At 57.6% G+C, this 26,294-nt stretch carries 23 protein-coding genes; 13 read left to right on the top strand and 10 right to left on the bottom strand.

The genetic code is table 11. From position 1 onward, the window contains the following. Positions 1–44 precede the first annotated feature (44 nt). Genes mtnN through ABLU86_RS14150 form a run of 3 tightly spaced genes read left to right on the top strand, consistent with a single transcriptional unit; the run spans position 45 to position 2,197 of the window. Positions 45–743 (top strand): 5'-methylthioadenosine/S-adenosylhomocysteine nucleosidase, encoded by a 699-nt coding sequence (gene mtnN, locus ABLU86_RS14160; protein ID WP_015704439.1) that lies wholly within the window; start codon positions 45–47, stop codon positions 741–743. After that, a complete protein-coding gene (gene btuF / locus ABLU86_RS14155; RefSeq protein ID WP_059305355.1) occupies positions 736–1,536 on the top strand; it encodes a vitamin B12 ABC transporter substrate-binding protein BtuF in 801 nt (266 codons plus the stop codon). The genes mtnN and btuF overlap by 8 nt, the downstream gene beginning before the upstream one ends. Positions 1,537–1,570: 34 nt before the next feature. Next, the gene (locus ABLU86_RS14150; RefSeq protein ID WP_015704437.1) at positions 1,571–2,197 is read left to right on the top strand and encodes a TRIC cation channel family protein; all 627 of its coding nucleotides are present in this window, start codon (positions 1,571–1,573) and stop codon (positions 2,195–2,197) included. Positions 2,198–2,273: 76 nt separating this feature from the next. On the opposite strand, the gene erpA is transcribed toward ABLU86_RS14150, so the two are convergent. Next, positions 2,274–2,618: an iron-sulfur cluster insertion protein ErpA gene (erpA, locus tag ABLU86_RS14145; RefSeq protein ID WP_015368181.1), complete on the bottom strand. Its 345-nt coding sequence runs from the start codon at positions 2,616–2,618 to the stop codon at positions 2,274–2,276. Positions 2,619–2,699: 81 nt separating this feature from the next. Then, positions 2,700–4,118, bottom strand: coding sequence for a H(+)/Cl(-) exchange transporter ClcA (gene clcA, locus ABLU86_RS14140; RefSeq protein WP_075206038.1), 1,419 nt, complete (start codon positions 4,116–4,118; stop codon positions 2,700–2,702). Positions 4,119–4,297: 179 nt separating this feature from the next. Between clcA and hemL the strand changes: the two genes are divergently transcribed. Beyond that, positions 4,298–5,578, top strand: a complete 1,281-nt coding sequence (gene hemL / locus ABLU86_RS14135) for a glutamate-1-semialdehyde 2,1-aminomutase (protein WP_015368184.1) — start codon at positions 4,298–4,300, stop codon at positions 5,576–5,578. Positions 5,579–5,800: 222 nt separating this feature from the next. Here hemL and fhuB read toward each other — a convergent pair whose 3' ends face one another. From fhuB to hrpB, 6 genes are all read right to left on the bottom strand, one after another. Continuing rightward, positions 5,801–7,783 carry a Fe(3+)-hydroxamate ABC transporter permease FhuB gene (gene fhuB, locus ABLU86_RS14130; RefSeq protein WP_045411611.1) on the bottom strand — a complete coding sequence of 661 codons (1,983 nt, stop codon included), beginning with the start codon at positions 7,781–7,783 and terminating at the stop codon, positions 5,801–5,803. Next, positions 7,780–8,670, bottom strand: a complete 891-nt coding sequence (gene fhuD, locus ABLU86_RS14125; protein WP_020079586.1) for a Fe(3+)-hydroxamate ABC transporter substrate-binding protein FhuD — start codon at positions 8,668–8,670, stop codon at positions 7,780–7,782. Before fhuD ends, fhuB begins: the two co-directional genes overlap by 4 nt. After that, on the bottom strand, positions 8,670–9,467 hold the full coding sequence (fhuC, locus tag ABLU86_RS14120; RefSeq protein WP_072383422.1) for a Fe3+-hydroxamate ABC transporter ATP-binding protein FhuC: 798 nt from the start codon (positions 9,465–9,467) through the stop codon (positions 8,670–8,672). The genes fhuD and fhuC overlap by 1 nt, the downstream gene beginning before the upstream one ends. Positions 9,468–9,512: 45 nt before the next feature. Continuing rightward, positions 9,513–11,738 (bottom strand): ferrichrome porin FhuA, encoded by a 2,226-nt coding sequence (fhuA, locus tag ABLU86_RS14115; protein WP_015368188.1) that lies wholly within the window; start codon positions 11,736–11,738, stop codon positions 9,513–9,515. A 242-nt stretch (positions 11,739–11,980) separates the two neighbouring features. Next, entirely contained in the window at positions 11,981–14,533 is a 2,553-nt protein-coding gene (gene mrcB / locus ABLU86_RS14110; RefSeq protein ID WP_015368189.1) for a bifunctional glycosyl transferase/transpeptidase, read from the bottom strand. A gap of 370 nt (positions 14,534–14,903) precedes the next feature. Continuing rightward, positions 14,904–17,333 (bottom strand): ATP-dependent helicase HrpB, encoded by a 2,430-nt coding sequence (hrpB, locus tag ABLU86_RS14105; protein ID WP_348796422.1) that lies wholly within the window; start codon positions 17,331–17,333, stop codon positions 14,904–14,906. Between the two features lie 72 nt (positions 17,334–17,405). Between hrpB and thpR the strand changes: the two genes are divergently transcribed. The 9 genes from thpR (at position 17,406) to panD (ending at position 24,451) form a co-directional block, all read left to right on the top strand. Further along, complete coding sequence (gene thpR / locus ABLU86_RS14100; RefSeq protein WP_015368193.1) at positions 17,406–17,942, top strand: RNA 2',3'-cyclic phosphodiesterase; 537 nt, start codon at positions 17,406–17,408, stop codon at positions 17,940–17,942. Continuing rightward, positions 17,942–18,658: a DNA/RNA nuclease SfsA gene (gene sfsA, locus ABLU86_RS14095; protein ID WP_015368194.1), complete on the top strand. Its 717-nt coding sequence runs from the start codon at positions 17,942–17,944 to the stop codon at positions 18,656–18,658. The genes thpR and sfsA overlap by 1 nt, the downstream gene beginning before the upstream one ends. Positions 18,659–18,821: 163 nt before the next feature. After that, a complete protein-coding gene (dksA, locus tag ABLU86_RS14090) occupies positions 18,822–19,277 on the top strand; it encodes an RNA polymerase-binding protein DksA (RefSeq protein ID WP_007373199.1) in 456 nt (151 codons plus the stop codon). A 60-nt stretch (positions 19,278–19,337) separates the two neighbouring features. Next, complete coding sequence (gene gluQRS / locus ABLU86_RS14085; protein WP_015368195.1) at positions 19,338–20,219, top strand: tRNA glutamyl-Q(34) synthetase GluQRS; 882 nt, start codon at positions 19,338–19,340, stop codon at positions 20,217–20,219. Positions 20,220–20,338: 119 nt separating this feature from the next. Beyond that, a complete protein-coding gene (gene pcnB / locus ABLU86_RS14080) occupies positions 20,339–21,736 on the top strand; it encodes a polynucleotide adenylyltransferase PcnB (protein WP_026612395.1) in 1,398 nt (465 codons plus the stop codon). Next, positions 21,733–22,212, top strand: a complete 480-nt coding sequence (gene folK, locus ABLU86_RS14075) for a 2-amino-4-hydroxy-6-hydroxymethyldihydropteridine diphosphokinase (RefSeq protein ID WP_015368197.1) — start codon at positions 21,733–21,735, stop codon at positions 22,210–22,212. The genes pcnB and folK overlap by 4 nt, the downstream gene beginning before the upstream one ends. A gap of 120 nt (positions 22,213–22,332) precedes the next feature. Continuing rightward, complete coding sequence (panB, locus tag ABLU86_RS14070) at positions 22,333–23,124, top strand: 3-methyl-2-oxobutanoate hydroxymethyltransferase (protein ID WP_015368198.1); 792 nt, start codon at positions 22,333–22,335, stop codon at positions 23,122–23,124. Between the two features lie 11 nt (positions 23,125–23,135). Continuing rightward, a complete protein-coding gene (gene panC / locus ABLU86_RS14065; protein ID WP_063411261.1) occupies positions 23,136–23,990 on the top strand; it encodes a pantoate--beta-alanine ligase in 855 nt (284 codons plus the stop codon). Between the two features lie 80 nt (positions 23,991–24,070). Continuing rightward, entirely contained in the window at positions 24,071–24,451 is a 381-nt protein-coding gene (gene panD / locus ABLU86_RS14060; RefSeq protein WP_015368200.1) for an aspartate 1-decarboxylase, read from the top strand. 34 nt (positions 24,452–24,485) lie between these two features. Here panD and ABLU86_RS14055 read toward each other — a convergent pair whose 3' ends face one another. Further along, positions 24,486–25,739, bottom strand: coding sequence for a polysaccharide deacetylase family protein (locus ABLU86_RS14055; RefSeq protein WP_015368201.1), 1,254 nt, complete (start codon positions 25,737–25,739; stop codon positions 24,486–24,488). Positions 25,740–25,795: 56 nt separating this feature from the next. Further along, entirely contained in the window at positions 25,796–26,236 is a 441-nt protein-coding gene (locus ABLU86_RS14050; RefSeq protein ID WP_015368202.1) for a PTS sugar transporter subunit IIA, read from the bottom strand. Between the last annotated feature and the right edge of the window lie 58 nt (positions 26,237–26,294).

The following is a 26,294-nucleotide window of genomic DNA, read 5'->3' as shown; positions in this document are numbered from 1 at the left end:
ATGATAGACTATGCAGCTAATCCTGACACATCGCGAGTAAATCTATGAAAATTGGCATTATTGGCGCCATGGAAGAAGAAGTTACCCTTCTGCGCGACAAAATCGAGAACCGCCAGACTATCTCTATCGGCGGTAGCGAAATCTATACCGGCCAACTTCACGGTACCGAGGTTGCTCTGCTGAAATCCGGCATTGGTAAAGTGGCAGCCGCCATGGGCGCCACCCTGTTGCTGGAGCGCTGCAAGCCGGATGTGATTATCAATACCGGTTCCGCGGGCGGTCTGGCGCCGACGCTGAAAGTCGGCGACATCGTGGTCTCTGACGAAGCGCGTTATCATGATGCCGACGTCACCGCGTTCGGCTACGAATACGGCCAACTACCTGGCTGTCCGGCGGGTTTCAAAGCTGATGACAAACTGATTGCCGCCGCGGAAACCTGCATTAAGGCGCTGAATCTCAACGCCGTTCGTGGGCTGATCGTCAGCGGCGACGCATTCATCAACGGCTCGGTAGGGCTGGCGAAAATCCGCCACAACTTCCCGCAGGCCGTTGCCGTAGAGATGGAAGCGACCGCCATCGCCCACGTCTGCCATAACTTCAGCATTCCCTTTGTGGTGGTGCGCGCAATCTCTGACGTCGCTGACCAGCAGTCGCATCTCAGCTTCGACGAGTTCCTCGCCGTCGCCGCCAAGCAGTCCACCCTGATGGTGGAAAACCTGGTGCAGAACCTGGCGCGTGGCTAAGTCGCTACAGAAAGCGTTAACCGCCCTGCTGTTACTCGCCCCGGCGTGGCTTTTCGCCGCGCCGCGGGTGGTGACGCTCTCCCCGGCCAACACCGAATTGGCTTTTGCTGCCGGCATTACGCCGGTCGGCGTCAGCAGTTATTCCGACTACCCTCCCGCCGCGGCGAAAATCGAACAAGTCGCCAGTTGGCAGGGAATGAACCTTGAACGTATTGTCGCTCTGAAGCCCGATCTGGTGCTGGCGTGGCGCGGCGGCAATGCCGAACGCCAGGTGAATCAGCTCAGTTCGCTGGGAATCAAAGTTATCTGGGTTGAAACCGGTTCGATTGAGCAAATCATCAGCGCTCTGCAGATGCTAGCGCCGTGGAGCCCACAGCCGGAAACAGCTCGTCAGGCTGCCCAGAAGATGCAAGACGATTACCTTGCGCTAAAAGCCCGCTATGCCAACGCGCCGAAAAAACGCGTATTTCTGCAGTTTGGCGCCAACCCGCTGTTCACCAGCAACAGCGCCTCGATCCAGAATCAAGTATTGAGCCTGTGCGGTGGGGAAAATATTTTTGCCGCCAGCCGCGTTCCCTGGCCGCAGGTCAGCCGCGAACAGGTGCTGTCACGGCATCCGCAGGCGATCGTCATCACCGGCGACGCCAGTAAAATTCCCGCCGTGGACCGCTATTGGCAAAATCAGCTCACAATTTCGCTCATCGCCTTACATAGCGACTGGTTTGAACGCGCGGGCCCACGTATTATCCTTGCCGCAAAACAACTCTGTACTGCGCTTGAGCAGGTAAAATAACCGCCTGGCAGCAGGCTTTTAGCGGGAACTGACGATGCTTGTCTATTGGCTGGATATTATTGGCACAGCCGTATTTGCTATCTCCGGCGTATTGCTGGCAGGAAAATTACGCATGGACCCTTTCGGGGTGCTGGTATTAGGCGTGGTTACCGCCGTGGGCGGCGGGACCATCCGCGATATGGCGCTGGCCAATGGCCCGGTGTTCTGGGTTAAGGATCCTACCGATCTGGTGGTAGCGATGGTCACCAGTATGTTAACGATTCTACTGGTCCGCCAGCCGCGGCGCATGCCGAAATGGGTACTGCCGGTGCTGGATGCCGTCGGCCTGGCGGTGTTTGTCGGCATCGGCGTGAATAAAGCCTTTATTGCCCATACCGGCCCGCTGGTAGCAATCTGCATGGGCGTGGTCACCGGCGTCGGCGGCGGGATTATCCGCGACGTGCTGGCGCGAGAAGTTCCGATGATTCTGCGCACCGAAATCTACGCCACTGCCTGCATTGTCGGCGGTATCGTACACGCGACGGCGCACTATACCTTTCAGCTGTCGCTGGAAAACTCGGCGATGTTAGGCATGATGGTGACGCTGGTAATACGCCTGGCGGCGATTCGCTGGCACCTGAAGCTACCGACCTTTGCGTTGGATGATAACGGACGTTCATAAAAGCAAAACGGTAACCTTGAGGTTACCGTTTTTCGTGTTCGTTGCTCTCTGTGGCAGAGGGCTGGTATGACTATCTTTAAACGCTGAACGAGGAGCCGCAGCCGCAGGTGCTTTTCGCGTTCGGGTTAGTCACGATGAAACGTGAACCTTCCAGGCCTTCGGTATAGTCGACGGCGCCGCCAACCAGATACTGCAGGCTCATCGGGTCAACCACCAGGCCGACGCCCTGTTTCTCGATGGTCATATCGCCTTCGTTGATCTGATCGTCAAAGGTGAAGCCATACTGGAAACCGCTGCAACCGCCGCCGGTGATGTACACGCGCAGTTTCAGGTTCGGATTATCTTCATCCGCAATCAGATGTTTTACTTTGTTCGCTGCGGCTTCGGTGAACTCCAGCGGCAACGCTACGTCATCACTCATTTTTTGCTCCCATTGATACTTCCGGCCGATTAAAGAATAACCGGGCCTTTTGAGCCATTATCTAATACCCTGGTAAATCGTTCAAGTATTCTCCCGGGGTACCTGCTGCGCTTTCGCCGCCTCTTCGGCCTTCTGTTTCGCCAGGGTACGCTGCAGAATGGTCGAATACAAAGGCTTACCTCCGAGGAACTGCGCCAATAGTGTTGCCCCAAGGCAGGTAATAATCATTGGCAAAATGAGCTGATAGTTATCGGTCATCTCCAGCACCAGCACAATTCCGGTGAGCGGCGCGCGTACCGAAGCCGCCAGCAACGCCCCCATCCCGGCGATAGCGAAGGTACCAGCATCCAGATGATAGGAGGGAAACAGCGGGATGGCAGCCATGCCGAATGCCGTTCCCAGCAGCGTCCCCAGCGCCAGCATCGGGGCGAAAATCCCCCCCGGCGCGCCGGAAGAGAAGCACAGCAGCGTGGTAATGACGCGAGCAATAAAGATGAACAGCAGCAGCCCAACCGAGAAGTTACCGGCAGCAGCGATGGGGATCAGATTAAAGCCGCCGCCTACCGCCGTGGGCTGCATCAGGCCCAGCAGGCCGCAAAGACCGCCGATAAGCCCGCCAATCAACACCCATTTTTTGATATTGCCGCCGTGGAAGCGCTGGAACATATCCTGCGTCCGCAGCACCAGAGCATTAAACAATGGCCCGAAACAGCCAAAGATCATGCCCAGCACCAGATACAGCCACAGGGTATTCACCGGCGCATTGCTTAACTTGCCGACTTCGATAATCGCCCCTTCGCCGTTAAAAATACGAAACACGATGCTCGACATGATCACGCCGGTAAATACGGCTTTAATCGAAATCAGATTGTAGCGGAACTGCGGGCGCATCTCTTCGATGATAAACAGGATGCCCGCCAGCGGCGCGTTGAAGGCCGCGGAGAGGCCTGATGCCGCGCCGGTGGCCAACAGCGTGTGCCGCGTTTCCGGGCTGCGCAGACGAAACACATCCACCACCATGCGCCCGATATTGCCGCCAAGCTGCACCATCGGCCCTTCGCGCCCCAGCACCATCCCGGCGCCCAGCGTCCCCATACCACCGATGAATTTTACCGGTAGCACGCGCCACCAGCGTACCGGGCGCAACTCTTCCAGCGCGCCTTCGATTTCCGGGATCCCGGAACCGCCGGCCTCCGGCGCAAAGCGGCGCACCAGAAAATAGCCAACCATCGCCAGCAGCCCCGACAGAATGAAGGCCAGCGGCCAGACGAGGTACCAGTGGTCCGCCACCTGCACCAGGGCGCCAATTCGCTGGTTCTGCACCCAGTTCACGCTCTTTTCAAACGCCACGCCCACCAGCCCGGCCAGCGTGCCGACCACCGCCGCCATCAACAATACCGCCAACGGCGTTTTGTCGCGTTGAATCAAACGGCGGACCGCATCACTACGGCGCACGCGAACAAACTGATGTGCTTCAAAAGAGGGAGTTTCTGCTTTCATGCCATTATCATTTATTGGTAATACAAATGAGAAGAGAGGCATTCTAGCCGCCTCCGCGCCGCGCGTCGCCAAAAAATTGTTTCGTCCGCTTAATGTTTCAATTGGGCAAAACTTTCATAACCTTCATGGAATAACTTAGAATAGCCCGATAACTTTATTCACGAACCAGGATCCTGGCCATGAGCAAATCTGAAAATCTGTATAACGCCGCCCGCGAACTTATCCCCGGCGGCGTCAACTCGCCGGTCCGCGCCTTTACTGGCGTCGGCGGCACCCCGCTGTTTATTGAACGTGCGGATGGCGCCTACCTGTACGATGTCGATGGTAAAGCTTATATCGATTATGTCGGTTCCTGGGGCCCAATGGTGCTGGGTCACAACCATCCGGCCATTCGTAACGCGGTGATTGAAGCGGCAGAGCGCGGGTTAAGCTTCGGCGCGCCAACCGAAATGGAAGTCAAAATGGCGGAACTGGTTACTGAACTGGTGCCGACCATGGATATGGTGCGCATGGTAAACTCCGGCACCGAAGCCACCATGAGCGCCATTCGCCTGGCACGCGGCTTCACCGGCCGCGACAAAATCATCAAGTTCGAAGGATGCTACCACGGTCACGCCGACTGCCTGCTGGTGAAAGCCGGCTCCGGCGCACTGACTCTCGGCCAGCCGAACTCGCCGGGCGTACCGGCGGATTTTGCGAAGCATACCCTGACCTGCACCTATAACGATCTTGCCTCGGTACGCGCGGCGTTTGAGCAGTATCCGCAGGATATCGCCTGTATCATCGTCGAACCGGTGGCCGGTAATATGAACTGCATTCCGCCGCAGCCGGAGTTCCTGCCGGGCCTGCGCGCACTGTGCGACGAGTTTGGCGCGTTGCTGATTATTGACGAAGTGATGACCGGCTTCCGCGTCGCGCTGGCGGGCGCCCAGTCTTATTACGGCGTGGAGCCGGATCTGACCTGTCTGGGTAAAATCATCGGCGGCGGTATGCCGGTGGGCGCTTTCGGCGGTCGCCGCGAGGTCATGGACGCGCTGGCGCCGACCGGTCCGGTATACCAGGCCGGTACGCTGTCAGGCAACCCTATCGCCATGGCCGCAGGCTTCGCCTGCTTAAGCGAAGTGGCGCAGCCGGGCGTGCATGAAACCCTGACCGAGCTGACCAATCAACTGGCGGATGGCCTACTGAACGCGGCGCGCGAAACCGGGATCCCGCTGGTGGTGAATAATGTCGGCGGCATGTTCGGTATCTTCTTTACCGAAGCCGAAACCGTCACCTGCTATCAGGATGTGGTGAAGTGCGATGTTGAACGTTTCAAGCGTTTCTTCCACCTGATGCTGGAAGAAGGGGTTTACCTCGCCCCGTCGGCGTTTGAAGCCGGCTTTATGTCCATCGCCCATAGCGAAGCGGATATCAACAACACTATCGATGCCGCGCGTCGGGTGTTTGCCAAACTGTAAGGTACTTGAATGCCTGGTGGCGCAGGGATTTTCCCGGAGGCGGCGCATTGCGCCTTATCCGGGCTACCAAATCGCACAGCGCTGTAGCCCCGGTAAGCACTAGCGCCACCGGGGATTTTCCCGGAGGCGGCGCATTGCGCCTTGTCCGGGCTACCAAATCGCACAACGCTGTAGCCCCGGTAAGCGCTAGCGCTACCGGGGATGTTGAGGCCATCGGGATCGTTAGCGGCTCTGCTTTCTTAATAAATAGATAAAATACGGCGCGCCGATAAACGTCGATAACAGCCCTGCCGGGATTTGGTAGGGGAACATGATCATTCGCCCGCACCAGTCGGCGAACACCAGCAGCATCCCGCCAATCAGCCCGGAAATGACCATATGCGGCATCGTCCGGCGAAAGCCCATCATCCTCGCAATGTGCGGCGCCATCAGGCCAACAAAACTTAACGGCCCAATGGTTAGCGTCGCCGTTGCCGTCAGGCTCGCCGCCAGCAGCAGCAACCCAATACGCGATGGCGTCAATGCCATCCCTACCGCTCGCGCCGCCTCGCCGCCGAGCGGCAGGATGGTCAGCCAGCGGCGACAGAGCGGCGCCAGCGCCAATAGCGCCAGCATTACCACGCCGCTACGCAGCACCATCTCAGGCGTCGCGCTATAGGTCGAACCGGACATCCACGTCAGGATCTGCGCCATGCGCGGATCGCCGCTGGCCTGTAGCATCATCAATAGCATGGTGAAGGCGGTACTTAGCGCCATCCCCGCCAGCAGCATCCGGTGCGGCGAGAATCCGCCGCGCCCGGCGGCGACCAGGATGACCAGCAGCGTCGCCGCCGCGCCAAGACTGCCGGCTGGCAGCAGCCAGACAAAAGCGTTGCCCGGCACGAAGAACAGCATCAACACCACGCCGAACGCCGCGCCGGAGCTGATACCCAGCACTTCCGGGCTGGCCATCGGGTTACCGGTCAGGCGTTGAATAATACAACCCGCGACGGCAAGCATCACCCCGGCGAACAGCGCCGAGAACACCCGCGGCCAGCGCCAGGGCATCAATTGTTCCAGCAGATCGCCGCTGGCCCATTGCCACCCCTGCGCATCGCGGCCAAAGGTCAGCGCGGCGGTTACCGCCAACAACATCAGCGCCAGTCCGCCCAGCGCGAACCACTGCACGTTGCGGCGCTCAATCAGCGCTTTATCGCCGCCATTCATCACCGGCGCGCTGATGCTACGCAGCCGCGGCAGCAGCCACAGTAATAAAGGCGCGCCAATCAGCGCGGTGACTGACCCGGTAGACACTTCTCGCCATATCCGGCTGAGCCAGAGAATAATTTGGTCGGAAAGCCACAGGATCAGCGCGCCAAGCAGCGCCGCCAGCACCAGCCGCGATAGCAGGCGGCGGGCGCCGAGCATTTTCGCCAGTAGCGGCGCGAACAGACCGATAAAGCCGATAATACCGACCGCGTTGACCAGCAGCGCGCTTATTACTATCGCCAGGGTCAAGACGCCAAGGCGCGCCAGAGAGAGCGCCAGCCCGAGATTCCGCGCCACGCCATCATCCAGCCCCATCAACGTTAACGGGCGTAACAACAGCAGCGTCAACATCGCGCCGCCAAGCAGCTGCGGCCACAGGCGCTGCGCCACGCTCCAGTCGGTCTGCGTCAGCGTACCGGTACTCCACAGGAACATGCTTTGCAGCTGGTCGTGATGGAAAATCACCATCAGTTGATTGACCGCGCCGCAATAGAGACTCACCACCAGACCGGCCAGAATCAGCGTCACCGGCGATAGACGTTTGCCCCACGAGACGCCGAACACCAGCGCGCCGACCAGGCAAGCGCCAGCCAGCGCGGCAAACTGCGACGCCAGCACACCGGGGATCGCCCATAGCGTCGTCACCGTCATTCCGAGCTGCGCGCCGGTGGCGACGCCGAGCGTGGTCGGCTCCGCCAGCGGGTTACGCAGTACCTGCTGGAACAGTACGCCAACGAGCCCCAGTCCGGCGCCGACCAGCAGCGATACAGCCAGCCTCGGCAGCAGGCTGTAATGGAACAGCATCTGGGCGATATTATCGCTATCCGGCTGCCACAGCGCCTGACGCCACTGCGCGTAAGGTAAAGCCACCTGAAGGTTAACGATGCTCAGCGCGAAAGCGGCAACCAGCAGTACGGCCAGCAGGATCATAGCTAACGGCGAGAAACGTGCGTTCATACTGCCCTCCCCTGCGTATCAGCCAGTACGCGAGCGAAATGCATCGCCGACAGCGTCGCGCCATAGAACCACACCGCCGGAAGACGCTGGAAACGCCCCGCACGCACGAAAGGCATCGCCTGCCACAGCGGGGTCGCCATCAGTTGGGCCATCTCCCGATCGTTACCATGATCGAAACAGATGACATCGGCTTCTTTAAATTCCGCCAGCCGATCGATGCCTACGGTGATACTGCCCCAGAATGCCGCTTCGCCGTGCCAGGCGTTTTTGATGCCAAAGCGATCGAGCACTTCCTGGAACAGGCAGTTCTCGCCGAATACCAGTACATGGCGAGCATCAAGTAGCGAAATCATCAGCAGCGGACGATCGTCACGGTCGACAAATCGTGGACGCAGGCTTTCCATCAACGCGTCGAACTCCGCCAGATGGCGCTTCGCCTGCTGTTGCTTACCCAGCAGGTCGGCCATTTCCTGCAGCGAACGCTGGGCCATCGCCAGCGGCCGTTTGCCGTCGCTGAAGGTGAAACCGCGACCGGGCGCGATACGCGCCAGCTTTTCCGGCGACGGGCCATAGCCTGCTGACCAGACGATAAACGACGGTTTCATCTGCGTCAGTAATTCAAGATTGGGTTCAGTGCGCAGGCCGACATCAATCACCGAGGCGGGTAACGCCGGTTCATTCACCCACAGGTTATAGTTGGGAATGTCGGCCACGCCGTAGGGCGTAACGCCGAGCGCCAGCAGCAGTTCGGCCGGCAGCCACTCCAGCGCGACGACGCGCTGCGGATCAACGTTCGCCGCCTGCGCGCCGCGCATCTGCCACAGCAGCGGCGACAGCGCCATTGCCGTCAACAGGCGTCGGCGTGAGAAGAAGTTCGAATTTTCCATCAATAGACAAAACTTACCGGCGCTGCACCCGCCGGGTGCGGCAGGATCCCCATCGGGATGCCGTAGATTTGTTCCAGCGTTTCGCTGCGCATCAGTTCCGCCGGCGTCCCCTGGGCGATCATTTCGCCGCCGCGCAGCGCCACCAGATAATCGCAATAGCGGGCGGCCATATTAATATCGTGCAGGACCGCGATCACCGTCAGGCCACGCTGCTGGCTGAGACGATGCACCAGCGCCAGCACATCGACCTGATGGGCGATATCCAGCGCCGACGTCGGTTCATCGAGCAGCAAACAGCGGCTATCCTGCGCCACCAGCATGGCGATCCACGCGCGCTGGCGTTCGCCGCCGGAAAGACTGTCCACCAGCCGATGCGCCAGCGGTTTCAGCCCCACCAGCGCAATGGCCTCTTCTACTTTTTCGCGATCCGCCGCGCCGAAGCGCCCCAGCGCGCCGTGCCACGGATAGCGACCAATCGCCACCAGTTCGCGCACCGTCATCCCTTCCGCCGCCGGCAGTTGCTGCGGCAGATAGGCCACTTTGCGGGCAAACGCCTTGTTGCTCCAGCTGTCCAGCGGCTGGCCGTCAAGCAGCACATCGCCCTCGGAAGGCGGCTGATGGCGGCCAAGCATTTTCAGTAACGTGGATTTGCCGGAACCGTTATGGCCTATCAGGCCAGTGACTTTTCCTGCCGGGAAGGTTAACGAAAGGGGATGAAGCAGCGTGCGGCCAGGCACGCGAAAGGTCACGCGATTTAACGCAAACGTCGTTTCAGAGTACGGAGTCTGTTCCTGCATAGCAACAACCTGATATTGGGCGCGGCGAACCGCGCCCGTAAGTAGTTAGAAGCGGAAGGTTGCGGTAGCAACAACCTGACGTTCTGCGCCCCAGAAACAACCATATGTTTCAAAGCAGCTGGCAACATATTCACGATCGAGCAAATTATTAACGTTCACCGCGATATTTGAACCAGCCATACCAAAGCGCGCCAGATCATATTTGACAACAGCATCCATCACCGCAGCACTTCCTACCTTAAAGGTATTTGCTGGATCTCCATAACTGGAGCCGATAAAACGACCACCAGTACCAAGGGTTAAGCCAGACAAGGGCCCATCGTAGAAGGTGTAATCCCCCCACAACGAAGCCATGTGTTTAGGTACTTGAACAACCGTATTTCCTTTCAGATTAGTATCTTTGGTATAGATAGCATCCGTGTAGGTATATGAAGCGGTCATATTGATATTGGCATTCAAAGCCGCTTTCGCCTCTAGCTCAACACCCCGAGAACGAATTTCACCTGCCGGAACCTGATTAAGTGCATTGTTAGGATCCGCCATCAATGTATCTGACTTAGTTAGCTGGTAAACGGCACCAGTAACAACAACGGGCATATCTTTCGGCACATATTTCACCCCCGCTTCGTACTGCTCACCTTTAGAAGGCTCATAGGCAACACGTGGAGTACTATACAAGCTAAAAGCATTCGGTTCGAAGGACTGGCTGTAACTAACGTACGGCGATATTCCGTTATCAAACAGATAGTTGATTCCCCCACGCCAGGTAAATTGGTGGTCATTACGCTCAATATAACCATTGTCACTACGTACGGTGGTCGCTTGTTTAGACCAATCGTAGCGCCCGCCCAACGTCAAAACCCATTTATTCCACTCGGCTTGGTCCTGAAGATAAATCCCTGTCTGCTTACTTTCATTCATTTGATAAGGAACAGCATCACCAAAATCAACGCTGCTCATAGACGGTAAATTATTAAGATCAAGTGACGGTGCATTACCAAACAGGGCACTAATATCGTTACGCATACGCATATAGTCGACACCAGTCAGCAAAATATGATCGACGTTCCCTGTTGAAAAATTGCTTTGCAGCTGGGTATCAACACTAAAATTCTGTAAACGCTCGTTATCAACGACTGTACCTCGTCCTAAATAATGAGCCTGCTGCTCTGGAGTCAGTGATTGGCAATAGGAGTTGAAGGCATTCATACTGTTGTTGCACAGCCCGGTACCATAGGCGCTTTTCTGCGCAACCTTCATTTCAGAGAAACGTAAATTCTGGCGTACTGTGAAGGTATCGTTAAAACCATGCTCGAAACTATAACCCACCATCTTTTGATTACGTGAATAGGTATTATTAGTCGCGCCTTCGTTAAAGCTGGTTGGTAGATGGCCGCCATTAGGGAGTGGCTGAACAGTACCTTCTTTCGGCAACCAACCGTAATAACCCGTTTCCGGCTCATTTTGGAAATAGGATAAGAAAGTAAAGTTCGTCTTATCGTCAGGACGCCATGAAAAAGAAGGCGCTATCGCATAGCGCTGCTGCTCCGCATTCTGTTGCTGTTCATTATTAGAGCGAGCAACCCCCGTCAAACGGTACGAAAACACACCATCCTCATCCAGTGCGTCACTAAAATCAAAACCTGTCTGGAACAGGTTATCTGTTCCCATCTTAAACTGAACTTCTTTTAGTGGCTCAGTCGTAGGCCGTTTACTAACCATACTGACAATGCCACCGGGATTACTTTTCCCATAAAGTACCGATGTTGGCCCGCGCATTACCTCAACGCGCTCCAGCATGTACGGATCAACGACAGCATCGTTGTAAAAATCGCCTTGTAACTTCAACCCGTCTAGATAGTTATTCTGGTTCAAGCCTACTGACGAGAACCCCCGGATGATAACAAAATCATAAGTGTTCGATGCACCCCGGCTGCTAACCGTCACCCCAGGCGTATATCCAAGTGCTTCCTTAACGGATTGGAATTGATGCATTTGCATCTCTTCATTTGTCACCACGGAGATAGATTGCGGCGTTTTTTCAATGGGAGTATCGGTTTTGGTCGCCGTGGCGGAACGCTTCGCCGCGATAGTCGGGGCCGGCCCCCAGGCGCTTTCCTGGCTGGCGGGCGCCGCGGTAACGACGAGGGTTTCTTCTTTCGGTTGTTCCGCAGCCTGTGCATAAACAGACATGCCGCTAACCGCCGTGGCTACTACGACTGCGATTTTACGCAGCGAGTGATTTGGCTGAGCAGTTTTAAGACGCGCCATTGGTATATCTCTGATGAAAGTGAATGATAACGTAAACGAGAATTATTATTATGACGGGTGACATAATAGGCGAAACGCGGAATCTAAGGCAAGCGCTATGCCGGGCAGGAAGCGCCAAGGGATTAATAAATAACCAGACGGTTATTAAGGAGTTATCACGGTGTTACGCAGATGCCTGCAATAAAAAAGCCCCCTAATACCTTCGTATTAAGGGGCTGTTCAGACGTTCGGCTTAAACGGTTTTAGTTGCCGCCAAACATATCTTTAATCCAACCGGCAACGCCATCGCTCTTCTCCTGCTTCGCAGGTTGCTGCTGTTGCTGCTGCGGTTGGTTAGCAGGCTGCTGCTGCCCGGACTGGTTGAACGGGTTATTGGCTTCCTGTTGTTGCTGCTGCTGTTGCTGCAGGGCTTCGCCCTGACGGCACAGCGCATCCGGCGAGGTGGTCCACACCGGCAGCGTACGCATACCGCCGCTGCACTGGAAGTAACCATTGCTGTCCACGCCCATATCCACCACGTCTTCCGGCGGCGTCAGCGCCAGCGGCGTCGGGGTCTGGTTAGCCAGGTAGCGCTGATAAATCGACATCGCGCCGCTGGCCCCGTACAGCTTGGTCGGCTGGTTGTTATCGCGGCCAACCCAGGTAATCGTCACCTGGCTGCCATCGATACCGGCAAACCAGGTATCCACGTTGTTGTTGGTGGTCCCGGTTTTACCCGCCAGATGCAGGCCAGGATATTTGGCACCAAGCTGACGGCCGGTACCGCGCTGCACCACCTGCTGCATGGTCCACAGGGTCATATAGGCCGCCTGCGCCGGAACGGCGCGTTCCGCCTGCGGGTAGCTCTGGTACAGCACCGTACCATCTTCAGCAATCACGGAACGCAGCGCCGACAGCGTCGCGCGGTTACCGCCGCTGGCGATGGTCTGGAATGCCTGCGCCACTTCGATTGGCGTCAGGTTAAGGGCGCCGAGGATCATCGCCGGTACCGCATTCAACTGGTCTTTCGGCACGCCCAGCTTCTGCCAGGTATCGGTGATCGCCGGCAGCCCCAGCGACATCCCGAGGTTAACCGTCGGCACGTTCATCGAACGGGTCAGGGCATCCACCAGCATCACCTGACCGCTAAAGCGGCGATCGTCGTTCTGCGGCGACCAGGTCTGGCCGTTCGACAAGCGAATCGTCACCGGCGCATCGGCAATCCACGTATTCAGGCGATACTGGTTCGGCTGGCTCAGCGCGGTCAGATAAGTGGCCGGTTTTGCCAACGAACCAATCGAACGACGCGCCTGCATCGCGCGGTTGTAGCCGGCAAATTGCGGCTCCGCGCCGCCGACCATCGCCCGGACTTCACCGGTAAAGCGATCGACCACCACCATGGCGGTTTCCAGATCCGGCAGCTTACGCTGTTTCTTCAGCACCGGGATCCCTTCAATGGCCGCTTTTTCCGCCGCATCCTGAGCCACCGGGTCAAAGGTGGTAAAGATCTTCACGCCGGAGAGATCTTTCACTTTATCGCCCAGTTTCGCCTGCAGCTCCTGGCGCACCATCTGCATGAACGCCGGCTGCGGTGAAATCACTCCGCCGCGCGGCTGCACGCCCAGCGGACGCGCGCTCAGCATATCGTACAGCTCCTGGTCGATAATATTCTGCTGCTGCAGCAGACGCAGCACCAGGTTACGCCGCTCCAGCGCCAGTTTCGGGTTACGCCACGGGTTATAGATTGACGCCCCTTTGACCATCCCGACCAGCAGCGCCTGCTGATCGAGGCTCAGCTCTTCTACCGGACGGCCAAAGTAGTACAGGCTCGCCAGCGGGAAGCCGCGGATTTCATTATCGCCGCTCTGACCGAGGTACACCTCGTTCATATACAGCTCAAGGATACGATCCTTGCTGTAACGGGCGTCAACAATCAGCGCCATATAGGCTTCGTTGGCCTTACGCCAGTAGGAGCGCTCGCTGGACAGGAACAGGTTCTTCACCAGCTGCTGGGTCAGGGTACTCGCCCCCTGCACCGTACGCCCCGCCGTCAGGTTCGCCAGCACCGCGCGGCCCATTGAGTACAGGCTGATGCCGTCATGCTCATAGAAGTGGCGGTCTTCGGTCGCCAGCAGCGTATCCACCAGCAGATCCGGGAAACCGCTGCGCTTCACGAACAGGCGCTGCTCGCCGTTCGCCGACTGCAGCATGGTGATCAGGCGCGGGTCGAGACGGAAGAAACCGAACTGACGGTTGTTATCCATATTCTCGATGGTATCCAGATGATCGCCATCGAAGGTCAGACGCGCGCGCACCTGCCCCTCTTTGCTATCCGGGAAATCGAACGGACGGCGGATCATCTCGATACTGTTAGCCTGTACGGTGTATTCGCCAGGACGCGTCATTGCGCTGACCTGACGGTACTGGGTCGCATTAAGCAGGCGCACCATCTCGTTTTTGCTGATCTGCATATCCGGCTCAAGGTTGACCATCCGGCCATACACTGCCGCCGGCAGTTCCCAGACTTTACCGTCAATACGGCTGCGAATTTTCTGGTCGAGGTAGACGCCATAGGCGGCAATAATTACCGCAAAGACAATCCCCAGCTTAACCAGCAGCCACAGCCAGCTGCGCTTACGACGAGGCTTGTTGCCTTTGCCCTTTCCTTTCTTCGGCATTGGTCGTTCATCCTCATAATCGTCATCGTAATCATCGTCGTAGTCCTCTTCCCGGACCCGGCGACGGGTGACTTTTTGTTTTGCCGGGCGTGAAGGTCTCCCTTTACGTCCGATAGGCTCGCGGTCATCTCCCGCCATGCTTTTTCTCCGCAACTTTCAGGCGTAAAGGCCTGATTCTCAATACTTCCCCCTGCAGGAGGAAGAAGATATCTCTCAATTTCACACCCGCCGCGCTGCCGCGGCCGACGTCTTTCATATCATCTTCGAAGAATAATTCATTAAACAAATCATATAATTATCTGTTTAAGCTGAAGAATATCTCCGGACATAGCACGAATTGTCCAGGCCACAGAGAATAGCACTAATCCGCGACATTCTTAACCAGCATTTTACAACCGTAAAACGCGATAAACGGTAAAATATGATGTTTTTTAATAACATAAATGTTGCGCCGCGTGACTGCGGCCAGCGATTTTCGGAACCACGCCCACAGCAAGGGCGCGGCGCCTCAGGAGTATTTTTTCGTCCGCCGGGTCGGCGCGGTATTCGCCGGGTCATCCGGCCAGACATGTTTCGGATAGCGCCCTTTCATCTCTTTTTGCACCTCGCGGTATGCCCCCTGCCAGAAGGCGCTTAAATCCCGGGTAATTTGTAATGGTCGCTGCGCCGGCGAGAGTAACTCCAGCACCAGGGGAACCCGTCCTTCGGCAATGCGCGGCGTCGCCGCCTCGCCGAACATCTCCTGCATCCGTACCGCCAGCGCCGGCGGGTTATCTTCATGATAACGAATAGCGATACGGGTGCCGGTCGGCACCGTGTAATGGGTCGGCAGCTCGCTATCCAGCTTCTGGCGTAACGTCCACGGCAGCCAGTTTTGCAGCGCCTGCCGCAGGTCCACCGCCTTGAGCGCCCGAAGCGAATGCACCCCGGTCATCTGCGGCAACAGCCACGCCTCCAGCGAAGCTAACAGCGATGCGTCATCAACGGCGGGCCAGTCCGCTTCCGGCAGCCACTGCGCGGCGCAGTGCAGCCGCAGGCGCAGTTGTTCAGCCTCCGGCGTCCAGTTCAATATCCCGAGCCCCTTATCGCGAATACCGTTGAGCATTGCCTGATGCAGCTCCGCTTCCGACGGTTTCGCCAACGGCTGAGTTTTTATCACCAGCTGGCCAATGCAGCTACGCCGCCAGGCTTTTAGCGTCCCCTGCGCTTCATCCCACTCCACGGTATCGGAGCGCTGTATCAGCTCAGGACGCTGCGCCACCAGTTGATCAATATCCAGCGGCAGCGCCAGCAAAATTCGCGCATCGGGCGCCGAACTGCCCTGTAGTAGCAGCGGCGCAATTAGCCATTCGTGACGCCCGAGCGCGTCATCGGCATCCAGCATCGCGCCCATACCGTTAGCCAGCTGATAGCGCCCTTCCTGGCCGCGTCGACGGGCGATCCGGTCGGCAAAGGCTGGAGCCAGCAACGCCGCCATCCGCGCAGCGTCTGGCTGACCGCCGCGACTGGCCAGCCGCTTCAATAACTGCTGCGTCCGCTGCTGCCAGTTGCCCTTCTGGCGCGCAAACGCGGCGCCTAAATCGCTGCTGCCGCCGCGCGGCGGCTCCTCAAGAATAGCGGCGAGTTTCGCCGCCGTCGCCGCGTCATCCGCGGAATCGGCCGCTGTCAGCATGGCCGCCAGACGCGGGTCGTTACCCAGCGCCGCCATTTGGCGCCCGTGAGCCGAAAGGCGTTCGCCCTCCAGCGCCGATAACGCCGTCAACAGACGCCGCGCCGCCGCCAGATTGATCGCCGGCGGTAGATCCAGCCAGCGAAGCTCGGCCGGGTCGCGGCAGCCCCACTGCAGCAACTCCAGCAGCAGCCCCGACAGATCGCTTTGCAGAATTTCCGGATCGCTCTGCGCCGCCGCGCGCTCCGCCTGCTCTTTCGCCAGCAGATGCAGGCAGATCCCCGGCTCCAGACGCCCGGCACGACCAGCGCGCTGGGTCATTGACGCCTGGCTTATCCGCTGGGTGATTAGCCGGGTCAGGCCGGTGCGCGGATCGAAACGCGCGACCCGTTCCTGAGCGCTGTCGACCACCAGGCGAATGCCTTCGATCGTCAAACTGGTTTCAGCGATATTAGTCGCCAGCACCACTTTGCGCATCCCGGCAGGCGCCGGGAGAATCGCTTTGCGCTGTTCGCTCAGCGGCAGCGCGCCGTATAACGGGCATAACAGCACATCGCTGGCTACACGCTCGCTCAATTGTTCCTGTACGCGCTGAATTTCGCCAACGCCCGGCAGGAATAACAGCATCGAGCCCTGCTCCTCACGCAGCAGATCCGCGGCGGCGATCGCTACCGCTTCGGCAAAACGCTGATGGCTCGCCAGCGGCGTAAAGCGACGTTCAACCGGGAATGCACGCCCTTCGGAAACTACCACCGGCGCTTCCGGCAACAGGCGCTGCAGACGATCGTTATCCAACGTCGCCGACATGATCAATAACTTGAGATCGTCACGCAGCCCCTGCTGAACGTCCAACAACAACGCCAGCGCCAGATCGGCCTGCAGGCTACGTTCATGAAATTCATCGAGGATCACCAGTCCCACGTCGGAAAGTTCCGGATCGTGCTGCAAAGTACGGGTTAAGATCCCTTCGGTGACCACTTCCAGACGGGTATTTGGCCCAACGCAGCTTTCGGCGCGCATCCGGTAGCCTACCGTTTCTCCCGGTTTTTCTCCCAGCAGCTCCGCCAGACGCTGAGCGACGTTACGCGCCGCCAGCCGCCGCGGCTCCAGCAGAATAATCCGGCCATCAATGTTGCCATCGGCGAGGATCTGTAGCGGCAGCCAGGTTGATTTACCCGCGCCGGTAGGCGCGTTAAGCAGCACCTGCGGCGCCTGCTGCAGGGCGGAAAGAAGTTCGGGAAGAATTGCGGCAACCGGCAATGAGGACACGAAAGGCTCCGGAGGTTAACATTCGAGGGCAAGCATTGTAGCATCCCCGTAATTCATTACCGAGTCTCTATCATGTCCGAGCCGAAACGGCTGTTTTTCGCTCTTGAACTGCCGAAAGCGATACAGAAACAGATTATTCACTGGCGCGCCGCCCATTTTGCCGACGATGCCGGAAGGCCGGTCGCCGCCGATAACCTACATCTGACGCTGGCGTTTCTCGGCGACGTCAGCGCTGAAAAACAGCGCGCGCTGTCGGCAATGGCCGGACGCATTCAACAACCGCCATTTACCCTGACGCTCGACGACGCCGGCCAGTGGCTGCGTTCGCGCGTAGTGTGGCTCGGTACCCGCCAGCCGCCGCGCGGCATGCTGCAGCTGGCAAATATGCTGCGCGCTCAGGCAGCGCGCAGCGGCTGCTATCAAAGCCCGCAGCCGTTTCATCCGCATATCACCCTCCTGCGCGACGCCCGCCACGCGGTGCCGATCCCGCCGCCGGGTTTTTGCTGGCAGGTGCCGGTCAACGAATTCGTGCTTTATGAGTCCAGCTTTATCCGCGGGCGCACCCGCTACAACGCGCTGGAACGTTATCCATTTACCAGGGAACTCTGATGCTGTTCACTCCGCCTTTGCAGTCCGCCACTTTAATTAAACGTTACAAACGGTTTCTGGCCGATGTCATCACGCCGGAGGGCCAGGCGCTGACGCTGCACTGCCCGAATACCGGCGCCATGACCGGCTGCGCCGCGCCGGGAGATACCGTCTGGTATTCCACTTCCGATAATCCTAAACGTAAATATGCGCATACCTGGGAATTAACTGAAACCCGGCAGGGGGCCGTCATATGCGTTAACACCTTGCGGGCAAATACCCTGGCGAAGGAAGCGGTACTCGCCGGAAATATCCCTGAGCTTGCCGGGTATAACATTCTGAAAAGCGAAGTAAAATATGGTGAAGAAAATAGCCGAATCGACCTTATGTTACAGGCAGAAGACCGCCGTAACTGCTATATTGAAGTGAAATCGGTTACGTTGGCGGAAAAAGAGTACGGTTATTTTCCCGATGCCGTTACCGCACGCGGTCAGAAGCACCTGCGGGAACTCATGAGCGTCGCTGCCGCGGGCCATCGGGCCGTGATTTTATTCGCCGTGCTGCATTCGGCGATAGACCGTTTCTCACCCGCGCATCATATTGATGCCAAATACGCACAGCTGTTGATAGAGGCGCAGGAAAAGGGGGTAGAAATTCTCGCCTGGAAAGCGGAACTTTCTACCAAAATGATGACTCTGAATAAGCCGATCGCCGTGGCGTTAACCCCCGGTAATTAAAAGGCTAAATTGTGTCCGGTTCGCGAGCGCAAATACGCTTTTCTTCACAGCGTTGTCAAGTGTAACGTTTAGATAATTGCTATCCGGAAAAGCATCTGCTATTTATAGCGGCCTGATTTTTCCCCCACATGGGGATCGATAGTGCGTGTTAAGGAGAAGCAACATGCAAGAAGGGCAAAACCGTAAAACATCGTCCCTGAGTATTCTCGCCATCGCTGGGGTGGAGCCGTACCAAGAGAAGCCGGGCGAAGAGTATATGAACGAAGCCCAGCTGGCGCACTTCAAGCGCATTCTTGAAGCATGGCGTAATCAACTCAGGGATGAAGTGGATCGCACCGTAACGCATATGCAGGATGAAGCTGCTAACTTCCCGGACCCGGTCGACCGTGCCGCGCAGGAAGAAGAGTTCAGCCTGGAGCTGCGTAACCGCGACCGCGAACGTAAACTCATCAAGAAGATTGAGAAAACACTGAAAAAAGTCGAAGACGAAGACTTCGGCTTCTGCGAATCCTGTGGCGTGGAGATTGGCATTCGCCGTCTGGAAGCGCGTCCAACAGCTGACCTGTGCATCGACTGCAAGACGCTGGCGGAAATTCGCGAAAAACAGATGGCGGGTTAATTCCCAGCTACCTCACTCTCTGGCGGGAGTTTCTCCCGCCTGATTCCCCTTGTGTTTAACATGACCGATTCAGACTATATAGGGCGCTTTGCTCCCTCACCTTCCGGCGAACTCCACTTCGGCTCATTAATCGCCGCCCTTGGCAGCTATCTACAGGCGCGGGCGAAAGGCGGTATCTGGCGCGTACGCATTGAAGATATTGACCCGCCGCGGGAAGTTCCCGGCGCCGCCGACACCATTTTGCGACAGCTCGATCGCTACGGTCTGCACTGGGACGGCGAGGTACTGTGGCAATCCCAGCGGCACGATGCCTATCGCGAGCGCCTCGCCTGGCTGCGCGATCGGGATCTCTGCTACTACTGCACCTGCACCCGCGCGCGCATTCACAGCGTCGGCGGGATCTACGACGGTCACTGTCGCGATTTGCGCCTTGGCGCCGAAAACGCCGCGCTGCGCCTGCGCCAGACCCGTCCGGTACTGGAATTTTATGACCAGTTGCGCGGGACCCTCGTCGCCGACGAACCGCTGGCGAGGGAAGATTTCATCATCCATCGTCGCGATGGGCTGTTCGCCTATAACCTGGCGGTAGTGGTTGACGACCATTTTCAGGGGGTCAGCGAAATCGTCCGCGGCGCCGATCTCATCGAGCCAACGGTACGACAAATTTCGCTGTATCAACACTTTGGCTGGCCTGTACCAGATTACGTACACCTGCCGCTGGCGCTGAATGCCGAAGGTAATAAGCTCTCAAAACAGAACCACGCCCCGGCCCTGCCGGAGGGCGATCCGCGCCCGGAAATTGTGCGGGCATTAACATTTTTGAATCAGGATGTCGTTGAGGATTGGCAAGCCCTGAGTATTGACGATTTACTCAAACAAGCGATAGCCAACTGGCAGCCAGCAAAAATCCAGCATTCTCAAATGGCTCCCGCTGAGCTATGATTAGCCGCTATTTTTGCTCGTCGCCCTTCAGGTTGCCCCTGAATTTGCCGTTTAAATGCAACCTGAAGCCCATAGAGTAATGTTTTATCCGAAGTTCGTCTGACACTACGAGGTGCACCATTTTTACCCGAGTCGCTAATTTTTGCCGCAAGGTGCTAAGCCGTGAAGAGCGCGAGGCAGAGGCTGCCGCCGTCGAACAAACGCATATGACGGTGATCCCGCGTGAACAGCATGCAATTTCCCGCAAAGATATCAGTGAAAACGCGCTCAAGGTGCTCTATCGACTGAACAAGGCGGGCTACGAAGCTTACCTGGTCGGCGGCGGCGTTCGCGACCTGCTGCTGGGCAAGAAACCAAAAGATTTTGACGTCACCACCAGCGCGACCCCGGACCAGGTACGTAAACTGTTCCGCAACTGCCGCCTGGTGGGCCGTCGCTTCCGCCTGGCGCACGTGATGTTCGGGCCGGAAATCATTGAGGTCGCCACCTTCCGCGGCCATCACGAAGGCCACACCAACGACCGCGTCACCTCCCAGCGCGGCCAGAACGGCATGCTGCTGCGCGATAACATCTTCGGCTCTATCGAAGAGGATGCCCAGCGCCGCGACTTCACCATCAATAGCCTTTATTACAGCGTGGCGGACTTCACCGTACGCGACTACGTTGGTGGAATGCGCGATCTGCAGGAAGGGGTGATACGCCTGATTGGCGACCCGGAAACCCGTTACCGTGAGGATCCGGTGCGCATGCTGCGCGCGGTTCGTTTCGCCGCCAAACTGCATATGCGCATCAGCGCCGAAAGCGCCGAGCCAATCCCACGTCTGGCTACCCTGCTGCACGACGTACCGCCGGCGCGTCTGTTTGAAGAAGTGCTGAAACTGCTGCAGGCGGGTTATGGTTATGAAACCTACCAGCTGCTGCGCGAATACAGCCTGTTCCAGCCGCTGTTCCCGACGATCACCCGCTACTTCACCGAGCGCGGCGATAGCCCGATGGAACGCATCATCATTCAGGTGCTGAAGAACACCGATAACCGCCTGCATAACGATATGCGCGTTAACCCGGCATTCCTGTTCGCGGTCATGTTCTGGTATCCGCTGCTGGAAATGGCGCAGAAAATCGCGCAGGAGAGCGGGCTGGCCTATTACGACGCCTTCGCGCTGGCAATGAATGACGTGCTGGATGAAGCCTGCCGGACGCTGGCGATCCCTAAACGCATCACCACCCTGGTGCGCGACATCTGGCAGTTGCAGCTTCGTATGTCCCGCCGTCAGGGCAAACGCGCGTGGAAACTCATGGAGCATCCGAAGTTCCGCGCCGCCTATGACCTGCTTGAACTGCGCGCAGGCGCCGAGAACAACCACGAACTGCAGCGCCTGGCCAAATGGTGGGGCGAGTTCCAGGTGGCCGCGCCGCCGGAACAGAAAGATATGCTCAACGACCTCGGCGACGATCCGGCTCCGCGCCGCCGCCATCGCCGCCCGCGTAAACGCGCGCCTCGTCAGGGTAACGCATGACCCTGGTCTATATCGCCATTGGCAGTAATCTCGCCTCGCCGCTCGAACAAGTGAATGCGGCTATCCGCGCGCTGGCCGACATTCCGGACAGCCGCGTGGTGAGCGTATCTTCACTGTACCGTACACCACCGCTGGGGCCACAGGATCAGCCTGACTATCTCAATGCCGCCGTCGCGCTTGAAACCTCGCTCGCGCCAGAAGCGCTGCTCGATCACACTCAGCGCATCGAACTGCAGCAGGGGCGGGTGCGCAAAGCCGAACGCTGGGGGCCGCGTACGCTGGACCTCGACATCATGCTGTTTGGCGACGCAATCATTAACAGCGAGCGCCTGACGGTGCCGCACTACGATATGAAAAATCGCGGTTTTATGCTCTGGCCGCTGTTTGAAATCGCCCCGCAGCTCCACTTCCCCGATGGCCTCGCCCTTCGCGCCGCGCTGGAAAATCTGGGCGCCGAAAAGCCTGCCATCTGGTAACCCCTACTCCCTTTTTTAGCATTTACGGCGATAGTGGTAATCGGTTGCCCAAAATCATTGCCCCCCTGAATGCTGCTGTTAGAATGCCGGTTAATATGACTTTCATCATCAGGAAACGTTATGAAACCGACCACCATTGCCCTGCTGCAGAAATGCAAACAGGAGAAAAAGCGCTTCGCCACTATCACCGCCTACGACTACAGTTTCGCTAAGCTTTTTGCCGACGAAGGCATTAACGTCCTGCTGGTGGGCGATTCGCTGGGGATGACGGTACAGGGACACGATTCCACGCTGCCGGTGACCGTTGACGATATCGCTTACCATACCCGTGCTGTGCGCCGCGGCGCGCCGAACAGCCTGCTGCTCGCCGACCTGCCGTTCATGGCCTACGCCACGCCGGAGCAAACCTTCGAAAATGCCGCTGTAGTGATGCGCGCCGGCGCCAATATGGTCAAACTTGAAGGCGGCGCCTGGCTGGCTGATACCGTCAGGATGCTGGCGGAGCGCGCGGTACCGGTTTGCGGTCACCTCGGCCTGACGCCGCAGTCGGTGAACGTGTTCGGCGGCTATAAAGTTCAGGGCCGCGGCGATGCGGCGCAGGCGCTGTTTGATGACGCGTTAGCCCTGGAAGCGGCCGGCGCGCAGCTGCTGGTGCTGGAGTGCGTGCCGGTAGAGCTGGCAAAACGCATCACCGAAGCGCTGACGATCCCGGTTATCGGCATCGGCGCAGGCAACGTGACCGACGGGCAAATTCTGGTAATGCATGACGCTTTCGGGATCACCGGCGGCCATATTCCTAAATTCGCGAAGAATTTCCTCGCAGAAGCGGGCGACATCCGCGCCGCGGTACGGCAGTATATTGCCGAAGTCGAATCCGGGGCCTATCCGGGCGAAGAACATAGTTTCCATTAAGGAGTCTTGTTGTGCTGATAATTGAAACCCTGCCGCTGCTGCGCCAGCATATCCGTCGTTTACGCCAGGAAGGCAAGCGCATTGCGCTGGTTCCCACCATGGGCAACCTGCACGATGGCCATATGAAGCTGGTCGATGAAGCCAAAGCCTGCGCGGATGTCGTGGTGGTCAGTATCTTCGTGAATCCGATGCAATTTGACCGCCCGGACGATCTGGCGCGCTATCCGCGCACCCTGCAGGAGGATTGCGAAAAGCTGAACAAGCGCAAGGTCGACTTTGTCTTTGCTCCGGCGCCGGCGGAAATTTATCCGCAGGGTACTGAAGGACAGACTTTCGTTGACGTTCCTGGCCTGTCGACCATGCTGGAAGGCGCCAGCCGCCCTGGCCACTTCCGCGGCGTCTCGACCATTGTCAGCAAACTGTTCAACCTGGTGCAGCCGGATGTCGCCTGCTTCGGCGAGAAAGATTTCCAGCAGCTGGCGCTGATCCGCAAAATGGTCGCCGATATGGGCTACGACATTGAGATCGTCGGCGTGCCGATCATCCGCGCTAAAGACGGCCTGGCGCTGAGCTCGCGTAACGGTTATCTGACCGCCGAGCAGCGTAAAATCGCCCCCGGTCTGTACAAAGTGCTGAGTACGGTAGCGGGCAAACTTGCCGCAGGCGAGCGTAACCTTGAGGAAATCATTGCCATCGCCGAGCAGGAGCTAAATGAATCAGGTTTTCGTGCCGACGATATGCAGATCCGTGATGCCGACACTCTGCTGGAGCTAACAGAAGCCAGCAAACGCGCGGTGATCCTGATGGCGGCATGGCTGGGCCAGGCGCGCCTGATTGATAACAAAATCGTCGAGCTGGGCCAGTAGCCTGGAACGAAAAATCGGGTTATTTTCTCAAAGCGGATGCCGTGTCCGCTTTGCTACATAAAGGTTGGAAGGTAGAAGTTATGATGCGTAATATGCTGCAGGGCAAGCTCCATCGCGTTAAAGTCACGCAGGCTGACCTGCATTACGAAGGTTCCTGCGCCATTGACCAGGATTTCCTCGAAGCGGCCGGTATTCTGGAAAATGAAGCCATTCATCTGTGGAACGTGACCAACGGTAACCGTTTCTCAACTTATGCGATCGCCGCCGAGCGTGGTTCGAAGATTATCTCCGTCAACGGCGCTGCGGCGCACTGCGCAAGCGTCGGCGATATCCTCATTATCGCCAGCTTCGTGACCATGTCTGACGAAGAAGCCCGCACCTGGCAGCCGAAAGTCGCCTATTTCGAAGGCGATAACGAAATGAAGCGCCAGGCGAAAGCTATTCCGGTGCAGGTCGCCTGATTCTTACGGCGCTGCGCTCAGCCGCAGCGCCAGTTTACCCTTGCGGCTGATTGCTGATAAGCCGCGACATCGTCTCCAGCGAATCGGTACGTAAGATATACAACCGCTTCAGCAGGAACGGATTATCCCCCGGTTTCACCTTCCCTCTCACCGTCGTTACCGCCAGATGAAAACCGGCATCGTTCGCCGCCTTGACCGCCGTGGCGTTATAGCCGCCAAACGGATACGAAAGATACAGCACGTGCGGATTAAACTGACTCAGCGCCCGCCGGGAACGCTCGAAATCAAAGAGAATGTTGTGATAATTCCGGCTGAGCAATATCGGGTGACGGGCGGCATCGACCCGGTGCAGAAAATGGGTATGCGACTGCACATCAAACACGTCCTGAATCTGCCTGAGCTCAGAGATACTCATAAACTGCAGCGATTTCGGATCCCACTTTTGCGGATGACGTTTGATCCGCGACGAGATAATAAACGCCGTCGCGTGGAAGCCGTACTGCTTGAGGATTGGATAAGCGTAGCGATTCACCGACTTGAGGCCATCATCAAAGGTAATCACCACCGAGCGTGCAGGCAGATTAACCTTGTTACGCAGATACCCTTCCAGTTGATACATCGTCAGGGTGGTATAACCCTGGTCACGCAACCAGGTCATCTGGTTACTGAAAGCGCGCACCGAAGTGGTGGTGGAGGTATGGCGAAAACGGCTATTTTCTTCATCACGCAGAATATGGTGATAAGTCAGTAGCGGAATGCCGTTATCCTCCTGCGCATCCAGACTACTCACCCACGCCAGCCGGTTGCCGATACGAATCTGATACCAGGTCTGATTAAGGCGATCTTTCAGCTTGCTGATAATGGGATAGCGCAGGTTATTCGCTAATGTACCAAACGGCGGGCTGCCCACTGATGGCGCATCGTATACCGGCGTATCTTTCCAGGTCAGCAGGTTCTGGTTGCTCAATGGCTGGCGTAAATCGCCCAGGCTATCCTCAACCCGTTTTGCGCCCTGCACCGCCCCCAGATGTCCTTTATCAATAAAACCGGTACCGAAGCCGAAATTGAATTCATAATAGTCTGCCGTGGTCGGCACCACGGCAAGGATCTGCCCGGCGCGAACGTTGCCGACGCTCACCACATGGTTGCCGACCTGCGCCCAGATATCGGCATCTTCCGTGACTTGCATATAGCGTGCGGGAACGCCCTGCTGGCTGAGCAGACTGGCGGAAACGCTGGCAGATGCCAGAAAAAGGAACAATGTAATGACTCGGGCAAACATGCGCATCGAACCGGTAAACCTGAATGCCGCCATTGTAACAAAAGCGGCATCAATGCTAATGCCTAATTTCCGAACGTATCATGCAGGAGACGAAAAGGCGGGTTCTTTTGCTGCTGATGCCACAGGCTGCTCACCGTGGGGCCTCCGGCGCTAACGATAGCATTACGGAAGGCGTCACTGCTGAGGGTATAGCGCTGTAAATACATTTCCTCCAGCAATGGATAGCGAATGCCGGAAATGACTTCACAGTGGGTATGTTTGTGACTCATCAGCGCAGCGGCGCGATACGGCGCGGCGCCGGTTTTATCGGTGAGAAAAATCACCCCATCGCCGCAGTCGGTGGCATGCAGCGCGTCGCACATCATGCGGCTCAGCATATTGACGCTCAGATTACGCCAGTAATTCACCGCCCGGCATTGCGCCAGCGGGCCAAACTTTTTCTCCAGACGATCCAGCATCTCCTGCGCCAGCTCATCATGACAGGTAATTACCCAACCTAACATCGCCTACCTCCTTAGCAGGCAAACAATTTAGCAGGGCAAGCGTTGAGATGGGGTGATG

This window comes from Klebsiella sp. JN_Kp121, assembly GCF_040062145.1.
GTDB classification, from domain to species: domain Bacteria; phylum Pseudomonadota; class Gammaproteobacteria; order Enterobacterales; family Enterobacteriaceae; genus Klebsiella; species Klebsiella aerogenes.
Note: the sequence above shows the minus strand (reverse complement) of the source record. Positions and strands in the feature narration are given on the sequence as shown.